Source organism: Pseudomonas sp. S2_B07 (assembly GCF_054668435.1).
In genome coordinates this window covers 2478299-2497904 of record NZ_CP162769.1, presented here as the reverse complement: position 1 = coordinate 2497904, position 19606 = coordinate 2478299, and the positions used below count along the sequence as shown (strand labels likewise).

General features: G+C 61.3%; 15 protein-coding genes and 1 pseudogene. 7 read left to right on the top strand and 9 right to left on the bottom strand.

Going from position 1 to position 19606, the window contains the following annotated elements; genetic code table 11:
- Positions 1-139: 139 nt before the first annotated feature.
- Both purL and AB4N43_RS11595 read left to right on the top strand, forming a co-directional pair.
- The gene (purL, locus tag AB4N43_RS11600) at positions 140-4036 is read left to right on the top strand and encodes a phosphoribosylformylglycinamidine synthase (protein ID WP_027924890.1); all 3897 of its coding nucleotides are present in this window, start codon (positions 140-142) and stop codon (positions 4034-4036) included.
- 5 nt (positions 4037-4041) lie between these two features.
- Positions 4042-4353, top strand: coding sequence for a YqfO family protein (locus AB4N43_RS11595; protein WP_059181570.1), 312 nt, complete (start codon positions 4042-4044; stop codon positions 4351-4353).
- Positions 4354-4658: 305 nt separating this feature from the next.
- Here the strand turns inward: AB4N43_RS11595 and nagE are convergent, their stop codons facing one another.
- The 7 genes and pseudogenes from nagE to AB4N43_RS11560 all read right to left on the bottom strand — a co-directional run bounded on the left by nagE (position 4659) and on the right by AB4N43_RS11560 (position 13375).
- The gene (gene nagE / locus AB4N43_RS11590; protein ID WP_194939947.1) at positions 4659-6374 is read right to left on the bottom strand and encodes an N-acetylglucosamine-specific PTS transporter subunit IIBC; all 1716 of its coding nucleotides are present in this window, start codon (positions 6372-6374) and stop codon (positions 4659-4661) included.
- A gap of 46 nt (positions 6375-6420) precedes the next feature.
- Positions 6421-8937, bottom strand: a complete 2517-nt coding sequence (gene ptsP, locus AB4N43_RS11585) for a phosphoenolpyruvate--protein phosphotransferase (protein WP_460154063.1) — start codon at positions 8935-8937, stop codon at positions 6421-6423.
- A 152-nt stretch (positions 8938-9089) separates the two neighbouring features.
- Complete coding sequence (locus AB4N43_RS11580) at positions 9090-10100, bottom strand: SIS domain-containing protein (protein WP_460154208.1); 1011 nt, start codon at positions 10098-10100, stop codon at positions 9090-9092.
- Positions 10101-10115: 15 nt separating this feature from the next.
- Positions 10116-11198: pseudogene (gene nagA / locus AB4N43_RS11575) on the bottom strand (N-acetylglucosamine-6-phosphate deacetylase); the annotation flags it as partial.
- A 30-nt stretch (positions 11199-11228) separates the two neighbouring features.
- Complete coding sequence (locus tag AB4N43_RS11570) at positions 11229-11960, bottom strand: GntR family transcriptional regulator (RefSeq protein WP_027924896.1); 732 nt, start codon at positions 11958-11960, stop codon at positions 11229-11231.
- A gap of 313 nt (positions 11961-12273) precedes the next feature.
- Positions 12274-12777, bottom strand: coding sequence for a L,D-transpeptidase family protein (locus AB4N43_RS11565; RefSeq protein WP_027924897.1), 504 nt, complete (start codon positions 12775-12777; stop codon positions 12274-12276).
- A 46-nt stretch (positions 12778-12823) separates the two neighbouring features.
- Positions 12824-13375 carry an NUDIX hydrolase gene (locus AB4N43_RS11560; RefSeq protein WP_027924898.1) on the bottom strand — a complete coding sequence of 184 codons (552 nt, stop codon included), beginning with the start codon at positions 13373-13375 and terminating at the stop codon, positions 12824-12826.
- A gap of 146 nt (positions 13376-13521) precedes the next feature.
- On the opposite strand from AB4N43_RS11560, the gene AB4N43_RS11555 reads away from it, so the two are divergent.
- From AB4N43_RS11555 to purT, 5 genes are all read left to right on the top strand, one after another.
- Positions 13522-14121 (top strand): CoA pyrophosphatase, encoded by a 600-nt coding sequence (locus AB4N43_RS11555; RefSeq protein ID WP_027924899.1) that lies wholly within the window; start codon positions 13522-13524, stop codon positions 14119-14121.
- Positions 14122-14174: 53 nt separating this feature from the next.
- Entirely contained in the window at positions 14175-14699 is a 525-nt protein-coding gene (locus tag AB4N43_RS11550; protein ID WP_027924900.1) for a gamma carbonic anhydrase family protein, read from the top strand.
- Entirely contained in the window at positions 14696-14911 is a 216-nt protein-coding gene (locus AB4N43_RS11545; protein ID WP_027924901.1) for a DUF1289 domain-containing protein, read from the top strand. Before AB4N43_RS11550 ends, AB4N43_RS11545 begins: the two co-directional genes overlap by 4 nt.
- A gap of 97 nt (positions 14912-15008) precedes the next feature.
- Positions 15009-15476 (top strand): 7-cyano-7-deazaguanine/7-aminomethyl-7-deazaguanine transporter, encoded by a 468-nt coding sequence (locus AB4N43_RS11540; RefSeq protein ID WP_027924902.1) that lies wholly within the window; start codon positions 15009-15011, stop codon positions 15474-15476.
- A 99-nt stretch (positions 15477-15575) separates the two neighbouring features.
- Positions 15576-16757, top strand: coding sequence for a formate-dependent phosphoribosylglycinamide formyltransferase (gene purT, locus AB4N43_RS11535; RefSeq protein ID WP_027924903.1), 1182 nt, complete (start codon positions 15576-15578; stop codon positions 16755-16757).
- A gap of 86 nt (positions 16758-16843) precedes the next feature.
- On the opposite strand, the gene AB4N43_RS11530 is transcribed toward purT, so the two are convergent.
- Both AB4N43_RS11530 and AB4N43_RS11525 read right to left on the bottom strand, forming a co-directional pair.
- Positions 16844-18157 carry an MFS transporter gene (locus AB4N43_RS11530; RefSeq protein ID WP_027924904.1) on the bottom strand — a complete coding sequence of 438 codons (1314 nt, stop codon included), beginning with the start codon at positions 18155-18157 and terminating at the stop codon, positions 16844-16846.
- A gap of 210 nt (positions 18158-18367) precedes the next feature.
- Complete coding sequence (locus tag AB4N43_RS11525) at positions 18368-19603, bottom strand: transporter associated domain-containing protein (RefSeq protein WP_194939945.1); 1236 nt, start codon at positions 19601-19603, stop codon at positions 18368-18370.
- Between the last annotated feature and the right edge of the window lie 3 nt (positions 19604-19606).

The following is a 19606-nucleotide window of genomic DNA, read 5'->3' as shown; positions in this document are numbered from 1 at the left end:
TTTTGAGCGCCATTCTCAGGCCTGGATCCCCGGTCCGACACTTGGGTGCAGCCGCCTGTACCGTTTCGGGTGATGTCGCGGGCGGTTTAGGCTAGAATGCACGGCCTCAAAGCACACCCCTCCCGAGGCTGTCCCGAAGATGTTGATCCTGCGCGGCGCTCCTGCCCTTTCTGCCTTTCGCCACAGCAAACTCCTTGAGCAACTGAGCCAGAAGGTCCCGGCTGTCAGCGGCCTGTATGCTGAATTCGCTCACTTCGCCGAAGTGACCGGCGTCCTGACCGGCGACGAACAGCAGGTGCTAGCGCGCCTTCTGAAGTACGGCCCAAGTGTTCCGGTACAAGAGCCGACCGGCCGTCTGTTCCTGGTGTTGCCGCGTTTCGGCACCATCTCGCCGTGGTCCAGTAAAGCCAGCGACATCGCTCGCAACTGCGGCCTGAGCAAGATCCAGCGCCTGGAACGCGGCATCGCGTTCTATGTAGCCGGTCAGTTCAGTGACGCCGACGCGCAACTGATTGCGGACGGTCTGCACGACCGCATGACGCAAATCGTTCTGGCCAACCTCGAACAGGCCGCCGGCCTGTTCAGCCACGCCGAACCGAAGCCGCTGACTGCGATCGACGTGCTGGGTGGCGGTCGCGCCGCGCTGGAAAAAGCCAACACCGAGCTGGGCCTGGCCTTGGCCGAAGACGAAATCGACTACCTGGTCAATGCCTTCGTCGGCTTGAAGCGCAACCCGCATGACATCGAACTGATGATGTTCGCCCAGGCGAACTCTGAGCACTGCCGTCACAAGATCTTCAACGCCAGTTGGGACATCGACGGTCAGAGCCAGGAAAAAAGCCTGTTCGGCATGATCAAGAACACCTACGTGATGCACAGCGAAGGCGTTCTGTCGGCTTATAAGGACAACGCCTCGGTGATCGTCGGCAACGTCGCCGGCCGTTTCTTCCCGGACCCTGAAACCCGCCAGTACGGCGCGGTGCAGGAACCGGTGCACATCCTGATGAAAGTCGAAACCCACAACCACCCGACTGCGATTGCCCCGTTCCCGGGCGCATCCACCGGCAGTGGCGGTGAGATTCGTGACGAAGGCGCGACCGGTCGTGGCGCCAAGCCGAAGGCTGGCCTGACCGGCTTCACCGTGTCCAACCTGCAAATCCCGGGCTTCGAACAGCCGTGGGAAGTGCCATACGGCAAGCCTGAGCGCATCGTCACCGCGCTGGACATCATGATCGAAGGCCCACTGGGTGGCGCCGCGTTCAACAACGAATTCGGTCGTCCGGCCCTGACCGGTTATTTCCGTACCTTCGAACAGTCGATCACCACCCCGCGTGGCGACGAAGTTCGTGGTTACCACAAGCCGATCATGCTGGCCGGCGGCATGGGTAACATCCGTGCCGAACACGTACAGAAAGGCGAGATCACTGTTGGCTCCAAGCTGATCGTGCTCGGCGGCCCGGCGATGTTGATCGGTCTGGGCGGCGGCGCGGCTTCCTCCATGGCCACCGGCACCAGCTCGGCTGACCTGGACTTCGCTTCCGTACAGCGTGAAAACCCTGAGATGGAACGTCGCTGCCAGGAAGTCATCGACCGTTGCTGGCAGTTGGGTGACAAAAACCCGATCAGCTTCATCCACGACGTGGGTGCGGGCGGTCTGTCCAACGCCTTCCCGGAACTGGTCAACGACGGCAACCGTGGTGGCCGTTTCGAACTGCGCAACATTCCAAACGACGAGCCGGGCATGGCCCCGCACGAAATCTGGAGTAACGAATCCCAGGAACGCTACGTGTTGGCGGTCGGCCCGGCCGACTTCGAACGCTTCCAGGCGATCTGTGAACGTGAGCGTTGCCCGTTCGCCGTGGTTGGCGAAGCCACTGCCGAGCCGCAACTGACCGTCACCGACAGCCACTTCGGCAACAGTCCGGTGGACATGCCACTCGAAGTGCTGCTGGGCAAAGCCCCGCGCATGCACCGTTCGGCCGTTCGTGAAAACGAACTGGGCGACGACTTCGATCCGTCGACGCTCGAGATTGCAGACTGCGTAGAGCGCGTTCTGCATCACCCTGCCGTGGCGAGCAAAAGCTTCCTGATTACTATCGGCGACCGCACCATCACCGGCCTCGTGGCCCGTGACCAAATGGTCGGCCCGTGGCAGGTTCCGGTGGCCGACGTTGCCGTCACCGCCACCAGCTTCGACGTCTACACCGGTGAAGCCATGGCCATGGGCGAGCGTACTCCGCTGGCACTGCTGGACGCTCCGGCGTCGGGCCGCATGGCCATCGGCGAAACCCTGACCAACATTGCCGCTTCGCGCATCAACAAGATCTCCGACATCAAACTGTCGGCGAACTGGATGTCCGCTGCCGGTCACCCGGGTGAAGACGCGCGTCTGTACGACACCGTGAAAGCGGTCGGTATGGAACTGTGCCCTGAGCTGGGTATCACCATCCCGGTGGGCAAGGACTCCATGTCCATGGCCACGCGCTGGAGCGACGAAGGCGTCGACAAGACGGTCACTTCGCCAATGTCTCTGATCGTGACCGGTTTCGCGCCAGTGGCTGACATCCGTCAGACCCTGACCCCGGAACTGCGCATGAACAAGGGCACCACCGACCTGATCCTGATCGATCTGGGCCGTGGCCAGAACCGCATGGGCGCCTCGATCCTGGCCCAGGTGCACGGCAAGCTCGGCTCGCAAGCGCCGGACGTCGATGATTCCGAAGACCTCAAGGCCTTCTTCGCGGTGATCCAGGGCCTGAATGCCGACGGTCACCTGCTGGCGTACCACGACCGTTCCGACGGTGGTCTGCTGACCAGTGTGGTGGAAATGGCCTTCGCCGGTCACTGCGGTCTGAGCCTGAACCTCGATGGCCTGGCAGAAACTTCCGCCGACATCGCCGCGATCCTGTTCAACGAAGAACTGGGTGCTGTGATCCAGGTTCGTCAGGACGCGACCCCGGACATCCTTGCGCAGTTCAGCGCGGCCGGCCTGGGCGACTGCGTGTCGGTGATCGGTCAGCCGATGAACAACGGCCAGATCAACATCACCTTCAACGGCGAAACCGTGTTCGAAGGTCAGCGTCGTCTGCTGCAACGTCAGTGGGCCGAAACCAGCTACCAGATCCAGCGTCTGCGTGACAACGCCGACTGCGCCGAGCAAGAGTTCGACGTGCTGCTGGAAGAAGACAACCCGGGCCTGAGCGTCAAGCTCAGCTACGACGTCAACCAGGACGTCGCCGCGCCTTACATCAAGAAAGGCATTCGCCCACAGGTTGCCGTACTGCGTGAGCAGGGCGTCAACGGTCAGGTGGAAATGGCGGCCGCGTTCGACCGCGCCGGTTTCAACGCGATCGACGTGCACATGAGCGACATTCTGGCCGGCCGTGTCGACCTGAACGACTTCAAAGGTATGGTCGCTTGCGGCGGTTTCTCCTACGGTGACGTCCTCGGTGCCGGCGAAGGCTGGGCCAAGTCCGCACTGTTCAACAGCCGTGCTCGCGATGCGTTCCAGGGTTTCTTCGAACGTACCGACAGCTTCACCCTCGGCGTGTGCAACGGTTGCCAGATGATGTCCAACCTGCACGAGCTGATCCCGGGCAGCGAATTCTGGCCGCACTTCGTACGCAACCGCTCCGAGCAGTTCGAAGCGCGCGTGGCGATGGTTCAGGTCCAGGAGTCGAACTCGATCTTCCTGCAGGGTATGGCCGGTTCGCGCATGCCAATCGCTATCGCTCACGGTGAAGGCCATGCCGAGTTCGCCAGCGAAGAAGCGTTGCTGGAAGCGGATCTGTCGGGTTGCGTGGCGATGCGTTTCGTCGACAACCACGGCAAGGTCACCGAAAAATATCCGGCCAACCCGAACGGCTCGCCGCGCGGGATCACCGGTTTGACCAGCCGCGACGGTCGCGTAACGATCATGATGCCGCACCCGGAACGCGTGTTCCGCGCTGTGCAGAACTCGTGGCGTTCAGAAGACTGGAACGAGGACGCACCTTGGATGCGTATGTTCCGTAACGCTCGCGTGTGGGTGAACTAAGCGTCGTGTACAAGCTGAGCTTTTTTGTTCCGGCCAGTCATGTGGAGCAGGTCAAGAGTGCCGTATTCGCCGCCGGTGGCGGACGGATCGGCGCTTATGATCATTGCGCGTGGCAGGTGCTCGGCCTAGGCCAGTTTCGCCCGTTGGATGGCAGTCAGCCGTTCATTGGCGAAGCGGGGCAGGTCGAGCAGGTTGAGGAATGGAAGGTTGAGCTTGTGGTCAGCGATGAGTTGATTCGCGCGGTGGTGGTGGCTTTGAAAGAGAGCCATCCCTATGAGACGCCGGCTTATGAGGTGTGGCGGTTGGAGGATTTCTGATCTTCCTGGCTGCTGAAATGAGAAACCCGCTGAATTTGCGTTCAGCGGGTTTTTTGTTGGCTGCGATGGCGGCCTGATAGCCGACCGATCCCTACCAGATGCACCCAATCCAACTGTGGAGCTGGCTTGCCAGCGATGGCGGCCTGTCAGCCGACCAATCTCCACCAGATACACCCAATCCAACTGTGGGAGCCTGGCTTGCCAGCGATGGCGGCCTGATAGCCGACCTATCTCTACCAGATGTGCCCAATCAAAAATGTGGGAGCGAGCCTGCTCGCGAAGACTGACTATCAGGTACCAACGATCTAAACCTTGGCACTCACCTCACTACGATTCACCAACACCTCCAGCGCATCACTCAAACTCGATGCCTTGTCGCCGATCAGCAGATGCCAAACGCCGCCCTCAAGTTGGCTAACCCCCTGACACCCCAGCGCCTTCAAATCACATTCCGACAACGCCTTGCCATCGGCCAGTTGCAACCGAATCCGGGTCATGGCAATGCAGTCCATCTGCAGCACATTCTCGCCTCCGCCCAAGGCATTCAGCCATTGCTGCGCCTCTGAAGTCGCCACAGCAGCAGGCTTCGGAGCATCGATTACCGCAGCCGGTGAAGACACAATCGCTCGCCCCAACGCCGGCATCGCCAAGCGAATTTCATCCGCAATGCTGTCCGCCATTGGCCCAACCACCACCTGCAAACTTCCGCCTTTCCCCGGACGCACCACCGCCATCGCCCCCAGCGCTTTCAACTCGGCATCGTTGGCTTTGTTGCGATCCACCATGTCCAGTCGCAACCGTGTCGTGCACGCACCCACCGTGATCAAATTCTGCGCGCCACCCAGCGCCTTGATGTAAGCCCCGGCCCGTTCGTTCTCGGCGACCACCACCTTGTCGCCCGTCGGCACTTCTTCACGCCCCGGCGTTTTGAGATTGAAACGGCGAATACAAAAATCAAACACCACGTAGTAGATCACCGCATAAGCCAGCCCTACAGGAACCACCAACCAACCATTGGTGGATTTCCCCCAGCCGAGAATCATGTCGATGAACCCACCGGAGAAGGTGAACCCGAGGTGAATGTTCAGCGCGTTGGTGATTGCCATCGACAACCCCGTCAACAGCGCATGCAGTAAATACAGAAATGGCGCGAGGAACATGAAGGCAAATTCGATCGGCTCGGTCACGCCGGTCAGAAACGAGGTGAGGGCCATCGACAGGAAAATCCCGCCCATGACCTTGCGCCGCTCCGGCAGGGCGTTGCGGTACATCGCCAGGCAGGCGGCGGGCAGGCCGAAGATCATCATCGGGAACATGCCGGTCATGAACTGGCCGCCCTTCGGGTCGCCGGCGAAGTAGCGTGACAGGTCGCCGGTGACCATGGCGCCCGTGGTCGGGTCGGTGAAGTTGCCGAAGACGAACCACGCCATGTTGTTGAGGATGTGGTGCAGGCCGGTGACGATCAGCAGGCGGTTGAACACGCCGAAGACGAAAGCACCGAAGCTGCCGCTCTCCATCATCAAGGCGCCGAAGCTGTTGATGCCTTGCTGGATCGGTGGCCAGATCAACCCGAAGATCACGCCCAGGCCGACGGCGGCAAACCCGGTGACGATGGGCACAAAGCGCCGGCCGCCGAAGAACGCCAGATACTCCGGCAGCTTGATGTCCTTGAAGCGGTTGTACAGAGCACCGGCCATCAAGCCGCTGACGATCCCGGCGAGCATGCCCATGTTGATGTTCGCATCCAGCACCTTGAGGGTGGAGATCATCACTAGGTAACCAATCACCCCGGCCAGGCCTGCGGTGCCGTTGTTGTCCTTGGCGAAACCGACCGCGATGCCGATGGCGAAGATCATCGCCAGGTTGGCGAAGATCACTTGGCCGGCGTCGTGGATGATCGCGATGTTCAGCAAATCGGTATCGCCCAAGCGAAGTAATAACCCGGCAATCGGCAGGATCGCGATCGGTAGCATCAATGCGCGCCCGAGGCGCTGCAGGCCTTCGATGAAGTGTTGGTACATGGCGGTTCTCCCTGTGCTCTTTTTATTTGAGAGTTGTAGTTGTTGTTCAGCTCAGAGGCCATTGCTGGTGGCAGGCGTGACGCACGGCCGCAGCGCTGCTCAGTTTGAGCAGGTCGTGGCTGATGCGTCGGCATTCGGCGGCGTCGAGGTGGCGCACGCGGTCTTTGATTTCGCCGATTTGCACCGGGCTCACCGACAACTCGCTGACCCCCAAGCCAATCAACACCGGCGTCGCCAGCGGGTCGGACGCGAGTGCACCGCAGACACCAACCCAACGGTTATGCACCGCCGCGCCCGCGCAGGTCTGTGCGATCAAGCGCAGCAGCGCCGGGTGCATGGCGTCGACGCGTGAAGCGAGGCCCGCGTGGTCGCGGTCCATGGCCAGGGTGTATTGCGATAAGTCGTTGGTGCCGATGGACAGGAAATCTGCATGTTCGGCCAAGTGCTCGGCCATTAATGCGGCGGCCGGGACTTCGATCATCACCCCAAGCTCCGGGCCTTCACTCACGCCGAGCTCAGAACACAACGCCTCAAGGCGCTTGCGAATGTGCAGCAGCTCGTCGACCTCGGTGACCATCGGCAGTAGGATCCGGCAGCGCGATATCGGGCGAACATGCAGCAGTGCGCGCAGCTGCTGATCGAGCAATTCCGGGCGCACTTGAGCCAGGCGAATGCCGCGCAGGCCAAGCACCGGATTGGCCTCGACCGGCAGGGGCAGGTAATCGAGTTGCTTGTCGCCGCCGACGTCGATGGTGCGGATGATCACCGATTTGTCGCCCATCGCATCGAGCACGGCCTGATAGGCGAGGCGCTGTTCCTGTTCATCCGGCGCGGTGTTGCGATCCACGAACAGAAACTCGGTGCGCAGCAGGCCGACGCCATCGGCGCCATTGGCCAGCGCGTCGGCCGCTTCTGTGCTGGACGCGACGTTGGCGGCCACCTCAATGTGCAGTCCATCGAGCGTCAGTGCACGGGTGTACGCCTGAGACTGTTGAAGAGCGCGGCGCTGCTGATGATCGAGTTGCGCCTGACGCACGTCGGCCAGGCGTTCGGCTGTCGGTGCCAGTTCGAGACGAGCACCGTCAGCGTCCAGCACCACCGATTGACCTTGCTCAAGATTCAGCAGCGTCGAGCCCAGTGCAACCATGCAAGGCAAGCCTTTGCCACGCGCAAGAATCGCCACGTGGGAGGTCGCGCCGCCCTCGGCCATGCACAACCCGGCGACGCCTTGCTGGCTGAGTTGCAACAAGTCGGATGGGGTCAGTTCGTGCGCCGCGACAATGGCGCCCGCCGGCACGTCGTACTGCCAGGCTTCGCCGAGCAAGGCGCGCAACACGCGTTGTTTGAGGTCGCGCAAATCATTGGCTCGCTCGGCCAGCAACGGGCTGCCGAGTTGTTGCAGGACTTCGCACTGGGCGTCGATTGACTGGCTCCAGGCGTGGGTCGCGGCGGCGCCTTGGACGATGGAGGCATTCGCCGCGTCCAGCAGTGCCGGATCTTCAAGCAGCGCCAGGTGTGCCGCAAAAATCGCTTCTTCGTCGGTGTTCTTGTGCTTTTTGGCCTGGGCCAGGGTGTGCTCGATTTCGCTGCGCACGAGGATCAGCGCGGTATCGAGCGCATCTTGTTGCTGCTCGGAATCATGACCGCCGGCGTCAACCGGCAGGCTGATGGCGTGCAATCGAAACAGTGGCCCACCCACCAGACCTGGCGCGGCACAAACACCGTGCAGCACACCGGCTTCGGCCGGACGATTGCGTTGGGCAATCGGCGTTGGCGCGGCAGCGTGGCTGTCTTCGGCCAAGGCGGTGGACAGCGCGGTCAACAAAGATTGCAGCGCCGCTTCGGCGTCCACGCCCCGGCAACTGACTTGCACTTCATCCTGCTCGCCGACCGCCAGCGCCATCAGCCCGATCAGGCTGTCACAGGTCGCCGATTTACCACCGAAATGCAGCTGCGATTTGCTCTTGAAACCTTGCGCGGTCTGGCGAATCAGCGCCGCAGGACGCGCATGTAATCCTCCGCGAAAGGCGACCTGAACATGCCCGTTAACTTCGATGCCTGAGGCGTCGGTTTCGACCTGGGCTCCGCAAGCCTGCCGGCGAATGATGTGCAGCAAAGGCTCGCCGACCTTGACCGATTTCAGAGTGATCGGCCGTGCTTGAAAATCCCCGCTGTTGGTCAGGATCATCAGGCTGACCAGGCTTTTGCACTGCTGCGCAACCTTGTCCAGGTCATAGCGTAACAGCGGCTGGCCATTGCTGACCCGCGCGCCTTCCTTGACCAGCATCGAGAAGCCTTCGCCCTGCAACTCGACGGTGTCGAGGCCCAGGTGCAGCAGCAGTTCGGCGCCGTTGTCGGCGCGCAAGGTGATCGCATGACCGGTTCGGGCCACGTGCACAACGAGGCCAGCGCAAGGGGCATGAAGGGTGTCGTTCAGTGGATCGATGGCGATCCCGTCGCCCATGGCGCCGCTGGCGAACACCGGGTCCGGGACCTTGGCGAGCGTGAGCACCGGGCCGCTGAGCGGGGCGCTGAGGGTCAGCTCTTTATTGTTGTTCTGCATGGCTCGGTCTCATTAAAAAACAACAGTTCGGATCATCTCGCCCTGTAGCCGCTGTCGAGTGCAACGAGGCTGCGATCAGTTCAAAGCAGGATCAAAAGACCGCAGCCTCGTTGCGCTCGACAGCGGCTACGGGGTTATTCGTTGCCGTTCGATCAATGGGTACGCGTGACTTTGCTCAAATGACGCGGTTGGTCCGGGTCCATGCCACGAGCGACGGCCAAACCGGCAGCCATCACGTAGAAACTCTGGATCGCCAGGATCGGATCAAGGGCCGGGTGTTCGGCGCGGGTCAGGGTGAGGTCGCGTTCGGCGATGTCATCAGGCGCGGCCAGCAATACACAGGCGCCGCGTTGGCGCATGTCGGCGGCGAGGCTCAGCAAACCGGCCTGTTCGGCACCGCGTGGGGCGAAGATCAGCAATGGATAGTGTTCATCGATCAAGGCCATCGGGCCGTGGCGGACTTCGGCGCTGCTGAACGCCTCCGCCTGAATCGCCGAGGTCTCCTTGAATTTCAGCGCCGCCTCCTGGGCGATGGCGAACCCGGCGCCGCGACCGATCACCATCAAGCGTTGGCAATTGCGCAGGGCGTCGATGGCCATGCTCCAATCCTGTTGCGCGGCGTCACGCAGACCTTCCGGCAGGGCGTTGCCGGCTTCGAGCATTTCTACATCTTCTTTCCAGTGCGCGATCAGACGAGCGCTGGCGCTGAGCGTGGCGATAAAACTCTTGGTCGCGGCGACGCTGCTTTCGGTGCCGGCCAACAGCGGCAGGCTGAATTCACAGGCTGCTTCCAGTGGCGAACCTTCGGCATTGACCATGGAAATGCTCAGGGCACCACGCTTGCGCAGCAGGCGCAGGCTGTTCACCAGATCAGGACTCTGCCCGGACTGCGAGAAGGCAAACGCCACCTGGCCGCTGACCTTCAGCGGCGCTTGCTGCATGGTCACCACTGACATCGGCAACGACGCCACCGGAATGCCCAGCAGTTGCATGGTCAGGTAGGCGAAGTAACTGGCGGCATGGTCGGAGCTGCCACGGGCGACGGTCATTGCCACTTGCGGCGGCTGACGGCGCAGGCGTCCGGCGATCTCGATCATCTGCGGGTCGAGCTGTTGCAATTGGGCCTGCACGGCCTCGAACGAGGACAGCGCCTCTTCAAGCATTTTGAAGTCAATGTCTTCTCCTTCGACCATGACGGCGGTCAGTGTGAGTGAGCGATCCAGCCGCACGCAGTCGGCCCAGCTGCCCGGTGTGAGGCGGCCGCGTTCTTCAAGGCCGAGGTAATCGGCGGGGAATTGCGAAAGGCGTTGCGAGGCCTCGGCAATCGGCAGACCGATCTTCACCAGATTGCGCAACGCTTGATCCATGGTCAGGGTGCTGCCGGCGAGGGTGCCGTCGGGCAAGCGTACGCCGCCCAGGCATTTGGTCACGGTGTGGCTGCCGAGTTTGTATTCACCGTCGGGCATGCCGGCGGCGGCGGTGGAGTCGGTCACGCAATACAGGCACGGGATCGAGCGCAGGGCCACGCGGATCGCGCCGGGGTGCACATGCAGCAGGTCCGGAATCAGCTCGGCGTATTTGGCGTGGGCCAGTGCTGCGCCGACGATGCCCGGCTCGCGGTGATGCAACGGGCTCATGGCGTTGTAGAGGTGAGTGAAACTGCTCGCACCCGCCGCCAGCGCTGCGACGCCTTCCTCGTAGCTGCCGAGGGTATGGCCGATTTGCATGCGCACGCCCCGAGCGCTGAGGGCGCGGATCAAGGCGTCATGGCCGGCGATTTCCGGGGCGATGGTGATCACGCGGATCGGCGCCAGCGCCAGATATTCTTCGACTTCGGCCATCAGCGCGGTGTGGGCGAAATTCGGTTGGGCGCCGAGTTTGCCAGGGTTGATGTACGGGCCTTCGAGGTGCACGCCGAGTACCCGGGCGCTGCCTTTCGGGCGCGTCTCGCAGAACTCGCCGACCGCTTTGAGCACGCTGAAAATCTCTGCGCTGGGCGCAGTCATGGTGGTCGCCAGTAGCGACGTGGTGCCGAAACGCACGTGGGTTTTGGTGATGGTTTCGAAGGCCGAGGCGCCTTCCATGATGTCTTTGCCACCGCCGCCGTGCACATGCAGGTCGATGAAACCCGGCAGCAGATAAGGCAGGTCGTTATCTGCCGGATCGCACGGTTGGCCTTCGATCGACACGACCTTGCCGTGTTGGTGAATCAGCCGGCCGCGAACCCAGCCGTGGGCGGTGAGGATGTTGTCTTCGGACATTTCGGTTCTCGGTCTTGGTGACGCAGTTCTTTATCGACGAAGCTCTGCGACAAAGTCGTAGTAATCGTTGCGGCAATAGGTGTCGGTGACTTCGATGGGGGTGTTGTCTTCCAGGTAACCGACCCGCGTCATCAACAACATGGCGGTGCCAGGGGCGATGCCGACCAGGGCGGCGAATTCGTCCGAGGCGTTGATCGCCTGGATGTGTTGCAGCGCGCGCACGACCGGTTTGCCGATGCCGTCGAGGTATTCGTAGAGGGAGTCGCCCACGGCCTGCGGTTTGGGAATGATCGAGGCGGGCAGGGTGCTCATCTCGATCGCCATCACGGTGTCGTCGGCTTTGCGCAGGCGTTTGAGACGCGCGACCTTGTCGTTGGGCGACAGACCGAGGCGGATCAGTTCTTCGTGGGTCGGCGGGGTGATTTCACGTTCCAGCCATTGCGACCCCGGAACGAAGCCCTTGAGCCGGAGCATTTCGCTGAATCCCGAAAGACGCGACAGCGGTTGTTCCAGGCGTGGGGTAATGAACGTGCCGGAACCCTGATGGCGGCGGATCAGGCCTTGCTCGAACAACACTTCCAGCGCCTTGCGTGCGGTGACGCGGGAGATGCCGAGCCTTTCGCTGAGGCTTCGCTCCGACGGCATGGCCTGTTCGGCTTTCCACTGGCCGGCATGGATGGCCGCTTCCAGATTGCGCGCCAGTTGCAGGTACAACGGCGTGGGTTGGGTGTCGTCGGGGCGCAGGGCCTGGAGATCGTTCATGGCAGGAGTCCGGGGCGGATATTGGAATGTTGTCGCCCGTGAATGGGCTGAAAATTAATACCACTTAAATACCATGTCAATGCCAGTACTTGGCTGTGGGCGTGGAAAAACCTGCCCTGATAGGCGGACTTATAGGCGGGTGGATTGAAGTGGTATTAACGAGGGGGCTTTTGAACGCAAAGATCGCAGTCTGTGGTGACGCTTGCGCGGGGAATTGGTATCACCCCGGCAGGCGTTGTCTCAGGCTGCGATCTTTTGAGATTATTTTTTGCTGGCGACCGAAGGTAGCCGTTTGTGGCGAGGGGGGCGGAGTTTACGGGCGGATTTCGATCATCGTGCCGTCCGGTACCAGGTTCCAGACTTCGCGCATGTCCATGTTGCGCATGGCGATGCAGCCGTCGGTCCAGTCCAGGGTGTGGAACAGGTCTTCAGGGGTATCTTCCGTGTCCGGGGTGCCGTGGATCATGATCATGCCACCGGGATCGACACCTTCACGCCGCGAACGGGCGGAGTCGCTGATGTTCGGGTAGGAGATGTGCATCGCCAGATTGAAGCGGTCGCTGACTTTGCGCCAGTCCACCCAATAGAGGCCTTCTGGCGTGCGTTTATCGCCCTCCATCAGCTTCGGCCCCTTGGGATGTTTGCCCAGGGAAATGCGATAGGTCTTGAGCGGCTTGCCGCCATTGATCAATTGCAATTGGTGGGCGGACTTGAGAATCAGGACTTTTTCGATGGCTTTGCCGTCCAGGGTTTCCGCTACGGAAGCCTGCGACATTGCGACGAACGACAAACAGAACACGGCAAGCAACCAGCGCATTGAAACGATATCCCTAGAGGTGTCGGCTATTTTAGTTATAGATGTTTTAAGTGATGGCAGGCTGAGCAAGTGGCGGGATCGACTCGGACCGCACAGGGTAATCCTCGGTCCGCCGGTCAGCGAAGAAGCATTCTAAGGTACGACCCACGGTGCGGAAAGCCAGGTCGGACCAAGGGATGTCGGCTTCTTCGAAAAGCTGCACTTCCAGGCTCTCGGGGCCGGCTGAAAAGTCCAGGTCCGCAAGCTCGGCACGAAAGAACACATGCACCTGACTGATGTGCGGCACGTCGATCAGCGTATAGATGCTCAGGTTGCGTACCCGGGCGCAGGCTTCTTCGGCCGTCTCACGAATGGCCGCCTGCTCGATGGTTTCGCCGTTTTCCATGAAACCGGCCGGCAGGGTCCAGTAACCGCGCCGTGGCTCGATGGCGCGTCGACACAGCAACACCTTCGAACCCCAGGTCGCGACACAGCCGGCGACGATATTGGGGTTCTGGTAATGAATCGTATCGCAGCTGTCACAGACAAACCGCAGGCGTGAATCGCCTTCGGGAATGCGCTGGGTCACCGGGTTGCCGCACTGACTGCAAAATTTCATGCTTGGGTTCCTGAATGCTGCGCCTATCTTGGCGTGCGGCGGTGTCTGTCGGCAAGTTGTCGTTTAGCGACATGCCGTGTTTATGGGGTTGGGCGGTCGGTTCGATTGGTGCATGATGCAGGGTAAGGCACAGATCGAGAACACTCATGCTGGACGAGCTACTTCATCGGGTAAGCAACCACACGCCGACAACGCTGGAAACCGATAAACGTTTCCCCGAAGCCGCGGTTCTGGTGCCCATCACTCGCAGTGATGAACCGGAACTGTTGTTGACCCTGCGCGCCAGCGGGCTCTCGACCCATGGCGGCGAAGTCGCCTTCCCCGGCGGACGCCGAGACCCCGAAGACCCCGACCTGATTTTCACCGCGCTCCGTGAAGCCGAAGAAGAAATCGGCCTGCCGCCGGGCCTGGTCGAAGTCATCGGCCCGCTCAGCCCGCTGATCTCCCTGCACGGCATCAAGGTCACGCCCTATGTCGGCGTGATTCCGGACTTCGTCGAGTACCGGGCCAACGATGCCGAGATCGCCGCGGTGTTCAGCGTGCCGCTCGAATTCTTCCGTAAAGATCCACGCGAACACACCCACCGCATCGATTACCAGGGCCGTAGCTGGTACGTGCCGAGTTATCGTTATGGCGAATACAAGATCTGGGGCCTGACGGCGATTATGATCGTCGAGTTGATCAACCTGCTCTATGACGCCAAAATCAGCCTGCATCAACCGCCCAAGAGTTTTATCAACACCTGAAGCCATCGTTCGTATGGCGTGAACCGAGCCTGCCTGGCCTTGAGGACAACAAGATGAAATATCGCCTGGGCGACGCCCGCGTCGAAACCCATCCGCAGAGCTGGGTCGCACCCAATGCCGTGCTGGTGGGCAAGGTCAAACTGGAGGAGGGCGCCAACGTCTGGTTCAACGCCGTGCTGCGCGGCGACAACGAACTGATCCTGATCGGCAAGAACAGTAACGTCCAGGACGGCACCGTGATGCACACTGACATGGGCTACCCGCTGACCATCGGCACCGGCGTGACCATCGGCCACAACGCCATGCTGCATGGCTGCACCGTGGGCGATTACAGCTTGATCGGTATTAATGCGGTCATTTTGAACGGTGCGAAGATTGGCAAGAACTGCATCATCGGCGCCAATTCGCTGATCGGCGAAGGCAAGGAAATCCCGGACGGTTCGCTGGTCATGGGGTCGCCGGGCAAAGTGGTGCGGGAATTGACCGAGCCGCAGAAAAAGATGCTCGAGGCCAGCGCCGCCCACTATGTGCATAACTCGCAGCGCTACGCCCGCGATCTGGCCGAGCAGGAAGAATGAGCGCCACAGAACGGCCGGTGCTATCGCCCTGCGTGAATATTTGCGCGTTGGACGACGATGACATTTGCACCGGGTGTCAGCGCACGGTGGAAGAGATCACCCGCTGGAGCCGAATGACCAACGACGAGCGCCGCGCGGTGTTGGGGTTGTGTCATGAGCGGGCCAAATCCAGCGGCCTGCTCTGGATGATCGGCAAAACCCCAGACCTGTAGCAGCCTTCGGCCGCTGCTACAGGGTTTGCGTCGGGTTTGGTTGTTGGGCAGGGCTGAAGTAATCTGTGCGCCAAATTGACAGGTATCCCCACGCCCCATGCTCTTCCTGATCGCCTACATCTGCAGCGTCGTGCTGATCAACTACGCCTTTTCCACTGCCCCGCACCTCGACATTATCTGGTCGGCCTGGGGTGGGCTGGTGTTCGTGCTGCGCGACATGGTGCAAACCCGCTTCGGCCACGGCGCCATCGCCGCGATGCTGGCCGCGCTGGTGCTGTCCTACGTCACTTCCGATCCGTCCATCGCATTGGCCAGCGCCACGGCATTCGCGGTGTCCGAGTGCATCGACTGGCTGGTGTTCAGCATCACCAAGCGCCCGCTGCACGATCGCCTGTGGATAAGTTCGGCGCTGAGCATTCCTCTCGATACCTTCATCTTCTTCGGCATGATCGACGCCTTCACCCCGGGCGTGATCCTCACCGCCATGGGCTCGAAGTTCGCCGGCGTGACCGCCGTGTGGCTGATCATGGCCTGGCGCTTGCGCAAACAGGCCGTCGTCAGCTGAAGCCAAAGCCTTCGGTTCATGTAAAATGCCGCGCTTTCTCCCCATGGGAAGCGCGCCAGGCGCCGCATCCCTCGATGATCCGCTTCTTGAGGACCTGAGATGACCCGTATCGGAACTCCATTGTCGCCAACCGCGACCCGCGTATTGCTGTGTGGCTGTGGTGAGTTGGGCAAGGAAGTGGTGATCGAGCTGCAACGCCTGGGCGTTGAAGTGATTGCCGTGGATCGCTACGCCAACGCGCCGGCCATGCAAGTCGCCCATCGCAGCCACGTGATCAACATGCTCGACGGTGCTGCCCTGCGTGCCGTGATCGAAGCCGAGAAGCCGCACTTCATCGTGCCGGAAATCGAAGCCATCGCCACCGCCACCCTGGTTGAACTGGAAGCCGAAGGCTTCAACGTGATCCCGACCGCGCGCGCCGCGCAACTGACCATGAACCGCGAAGGCATCCGCCGCCTGGCCGCCGAAGAGCTGGACCTGCCGACCTCGCCGTACCACTTTGCAGACACCTTCGAGGACTACAGCAAAGCCGTTGAAGACCTCGGCTTCCCGTGCGTAGTCAAGCCAGTGATGAGCTCGTCGGGCAAGGGTCAGAGCCTGTTGCGCAGCGCCGATGACGTCAAAACCGCGTGGGACTACGCGCAAGAAGGCGGTCGTGCCGGCAAAGGTCGCGTGATCGTCGAAGGCTTCATCGACTTCGACTACGAAATTACCCTGCTGACCGTACGCCATGTCGGCGGCACCACGTTCTGCGCGCCGGTCGGTCACCGTCAGGAGAAGGGCGACTATCAGGAATCCTGGCAGCCGCAAGCCATGAGCCCGGTTGCCTTGGCTGAGTCCGAGCGCGTTGCCAAAGCCGTGACCGAAGCCTTGGGTGGTCGTGGGCTGTTTGGCGTTGAATTGTTCATCAAAGGGGATCAGGTGTGGTTCAGCGAAGTCTCGCCGCGTCCGCATGACACCGGCCTGGTGACCCTGATTTCCCAGGACCTGTCGCAATTCGCGCTGCACGCGCGGGCAATTCTGGGCCTGCCGATCCCGTTGATCCGTCAGTTCGGGCCTTCGGCTTCGGCGGTGATTCTGGTGGAGGGGCAATCGACCCAGACCGCTTTCGCTAACCTGGGTGCGGCATTGAGCGAGCCGGACACGGCGTTGCGTTTGTTCGGCAAGCCTGAAGTGAATGGTCAGCGCCGGATGGGTGTGGCGTTGGCGCGGGATGAGTCGATTGAATTGGCTCGGGCTAAAGCGACCCGTGCTGCTCAGGCTGTTGTTGTAGAGCTGTAACCGAGGCGCGACTATCGCGAGCAAGCTCGGCGCCTACAGGGAACGCGGTTCCTGTAGGCGCCGGGCTTGCCCGCGATGGCGATCTATCAGGCCACCCGATTCAAATCGTTGTGACGCGTCTCCTTCAGGCACAGCACCGCAATCAAGCTCAGCACCGCCGCCCCCGACACATACCCTCCGACATAACTCAAACCCCCCATCGCTACCAGTTTCTGCGCAAAGAATGGCGCCGCCGAGGCCCCGACGATCCCGCCCAGGTTGTAGGCAGCCGACGCACCGGTATAGCGAACGTGAGTTGGAAACAGCTCCGGCAGCAACGCACCCATCGGCGCAAACGTCACGCCCATCAGAAACAGTTCGATGCACAGGAACAGCGCTACACCCCAGGTCGAGCCGTGAGTCAGCAGCGGTTCCATCAAGAACCCGGACAGAATCGCCAACACGCCACCGATGATCAGTACCGGTTTGCGTCCATAACGGTCGCTGGCCCATGCCGACAGCGGCGTTGCGGCGGCCATGAACAGCACGGCGAAGCACAGCAGGGCGAGGAAGGTTTCACGGGTATAGCCGAGGGTCGACACACCATAACTCAGCGAAAATACCGTCGAGATGTAGAACAGCGCGTAGCACACCACCATCGACCCGGCGCCCAGCAGCATCGGTGCCCAGTATTGGCTGAACAGCTCGACCAGCGGGATTTTCACCCGTTCCTGACGGGCCATGGCATTGGCGAATACCGGGGTTTCGTGGAGCTTGAGGCGCACGTACAACCCGACCATCACCAGGACGGCACTGAGCAGGAACGGAATCCGCCAGCCCCACGAGCGGAATTGTTCGTCATTGAGGGTCATGGCCAGGGTCAGGAACAGCCCGTTTGCCGCCAGAAAACCAATCGAAGGGCCAAGCTGCGGAAACATACCAAACCAGGCGCGTTTGCCCTTGGGCGCATTCTCGGTCGCCAGCAACGCCGCACCGCCCCATTCACCGCCCAGTCCCAGGCCTTGGCCAAAGCGCAGCACGCACAGCAGGATCGGTGCCCAGGCGCCAATGCTGTCGTAACCCGGCAACACGCCGATCAACGTGGTGCAGACGCCCATCAGCAGCAGCGAGGCCACGAGGGTGGATTTTCGCCCGATACGGTCACCGAAATGGCCGAATAACGCTGAACCCAGCGGTCGCGCAAGAAAGGCGATGCCGAAGGTGAGGAACGCCGACAGCATTTGCGCGGTGCCGGAGGTCTGCGGGAAAAACACCGGCCCGATCACCAGTGCGGCCGCAGTGGCATAGACGTAGAAGTCGTAAAACTCGATGGCGGTGCCGATGAAGCTCGCGGTGGCCACCCGAGTGGCGGAGTTCGTCGGCGCAGGCGTGGTTTCGGTATAAGTCGTGCTGGTCGTCATGCGGTTATCCCTGACAGTCATGTGCCCCAGTGGAGCGAATTATTATGGTCGAACACCCAGGGATGTGGGTTTTGATGCGGAGTGCGGGTAGCACAGGGGTGGGGCGGGGCTTGGGTAAGCGCTCCGATTATAGGAAGGCGCCTAACGATCAAACAAGCGCAAATCCTTGTAGCAGCCTTCGGCAGCTGCTACAGGGGGAGGGCGGGGTGATTAGAGGATGGCTGGCACCGAGCTGGTATGCCAGATCAGCACCCGCGTGACGCGATTATCTTCGGTTTCCAGAATCTCCAGCCGGTAGCGCCCGATCTTCAGGCAGACCGCGCTGTCCGGAATGGTTTCCAGCGCTTCGGTCACCAACCCGTTAAGGGTTTTCGGACCGTCACTAGGCAGATGCCAACCGAGGCTCTTGTTCAGATCGCGAATTGACGCCGCACCATCGATCACCAGGCGCCCGTCGGCCTGCGGATGGATGTGCGGATTGTCCAGGCTGTGCTGGCTTTCGAATTCGCCGACGATTTCTTCCAGAATGTCTTCCAGGGTGACGATGCCAAGCACTTCGCCGTACTCGTCGACCACCATGCCCAAGCGGCGCTGCTGCTTGTGGAAATTCAGCAATTGCAGCTGCAGCGGGGTGCTTTCCGGGACGAAATACGGGTCATGGCTGGCCGCCATCAGCGCCTCCATGGTCAGGCTGGCATCCGGCAGCAAATGACGAATGTGCCGGGTATTGAGCACCGCTTCAACCTGGTTGATGTCGCTGTGGAAGACCGGCAGGCGCGTGCGCTTGTTGTGGCGCAATTGCTCGATGATTTCCTCGATCGGGTCGTCGAGGTTGATGCCGTCGACGTCACTGCGCGGCACCAGAATGTCGTTGACCGTGATGTTGTCCAGCGCGTGGATGCCGGACAGCGGGTGCGGGCGGCAGACATTGTGGTCGTGATCGTCGTGGCGATCCCCGGGTATTTCATCTTCGCTCTGCTGCACCACTTTGACTTTGCGGGCGAACGGTCGCATCAGCAATTGGCTGATGGCGTTGAGCAGCCAGGCGGCCGGGTAGATGATTTTCAGAGGAACACCGAGCAAGGTGTTGCCCAGGTTCAGCACGGCGTCAGGGTAGCGAGTCGCGAAGGTGCGCGGCAGGTAGTCGGCGAATATCAGCAGTGCGGCGCCAGCACCGATGCAGGCAGCCCACGGACCATTGGCCGACCAAGTGAAAATCGCCAGCAAGGTGCTGATGACCATGACCAGCGCGCGACACAGGGTATTGCAGAAAATCAGGCTGTTGAGCGGAAAGCTCAGCTTCGCCACCGGTTTGTCGCTTGAGCGCGAGGCGGTGCGCTGGGCCAGCAAATGCTGTTGTGCCACTTCGATGGCGGTAAACAGCCCCGACCATAAAATCAGCAGGGCCAATACAGCGAGCATCGGCCCTATGGGCAAGTCGTCCATTAA

Bases quoted from the DNA above. Each gene is read 5' to 3' on its own strand.
- purL (WP_027924890.1), top strand. From the start codon at position 140: ATGTTGATCCTGCGCGGCGCTCCTGCCCTTTCTGCCTTTCGCCACAGC.
- nagE (WP_194939947.1), bottom strand. From the start codon at position 6,374: ATGTACCAACACTTCATCGAAGGCCTGCAGCGCCTCGGGCGCGCATTG.
- ptsP (WP_460154063.1), bottom strand. From the start codon at position 8,937: ATGCAGAACAACAATAAAGAGCTGACCCTCAGCGCCCCGCTCAGCGGC.
- AB4N43_RS11580 (WP_460154208.1), bottom strand. From the start codon at position 10,100: ATGCTTGAAGAGGCGCTGTCCTCGTTCGAGGCCGTGCAGGCCCAATTG.
- AB4N43_RS11570 (WP_027924896.1), bottom strand. From the start codon at position 11,960: ATGAACGATCTCCAGGCCCTGCGCCCCGACGACACCCAACCCACGCCG.
- AB4N43_RS11565 (WP_027924897.1), bottom strand. From the start codon at position 12,777: ATGCGCTGGTTGCTTGCCGTGTTCTGTTTGTCGTTCGTCGCAATGTCG.
- AB4N43_RS11560 (WP_027924898.1), bottom strand. From the start codon at position 13,375: ATGAAATTTTGCAGTCAGTGCGGCAACCCGGTGACCCAGCGCATTCCC.
- AB4N43_RS11555 (WP_027924899.1), top strand. From the start codon at position 13,522: ATGCTGGACGAGCTACTTCATCGGGTAAGCAACCACACGCCGACAACG.
- AB4N43_RS11550 (WP_027924900.1), top strand. From the start codon at position 14,175: ATGAAATATCGCCTGGGCGACGCCCGCGTCGAAACCCATCCGCAGAGC.
- AB4N43_RS11545 (WP_027924901.1), top strand. From the start codon at position 14,696: ATGAGCGCCACAGAACGGCCGGTGCTATCGCCCTGCGTGAATATTTGC.
- AB4N43_RS11540 (WP_027924902.1), top strand. From the start codon at position 15,009: ATGCTCTTCCTGATCGCCTACATCTGCAGCGTCGTGCTGATCAACTAC.
- purT (WP_027924903.1), top strand. From the start codon at position 15,576: ATGACCCGTATCGGAACTCCATTGTCGCCAACCGCGACCCGCGTATTG.
- AB4N43_RS11530 (WP_027924904.1), bottom strand. From the start codon at position 18,157: ATGACGACCAGCACGACTTATACCGAAACCACGCCTGCGCCGACGAAC.
- AB4N43_RS11525 (WP_194939945.1), bottom strand. From the start codon at position 19,603: ATGGACGACTTGCCCATAGGGCCGATGCTCGCTGTATTGGCCCTGCTG.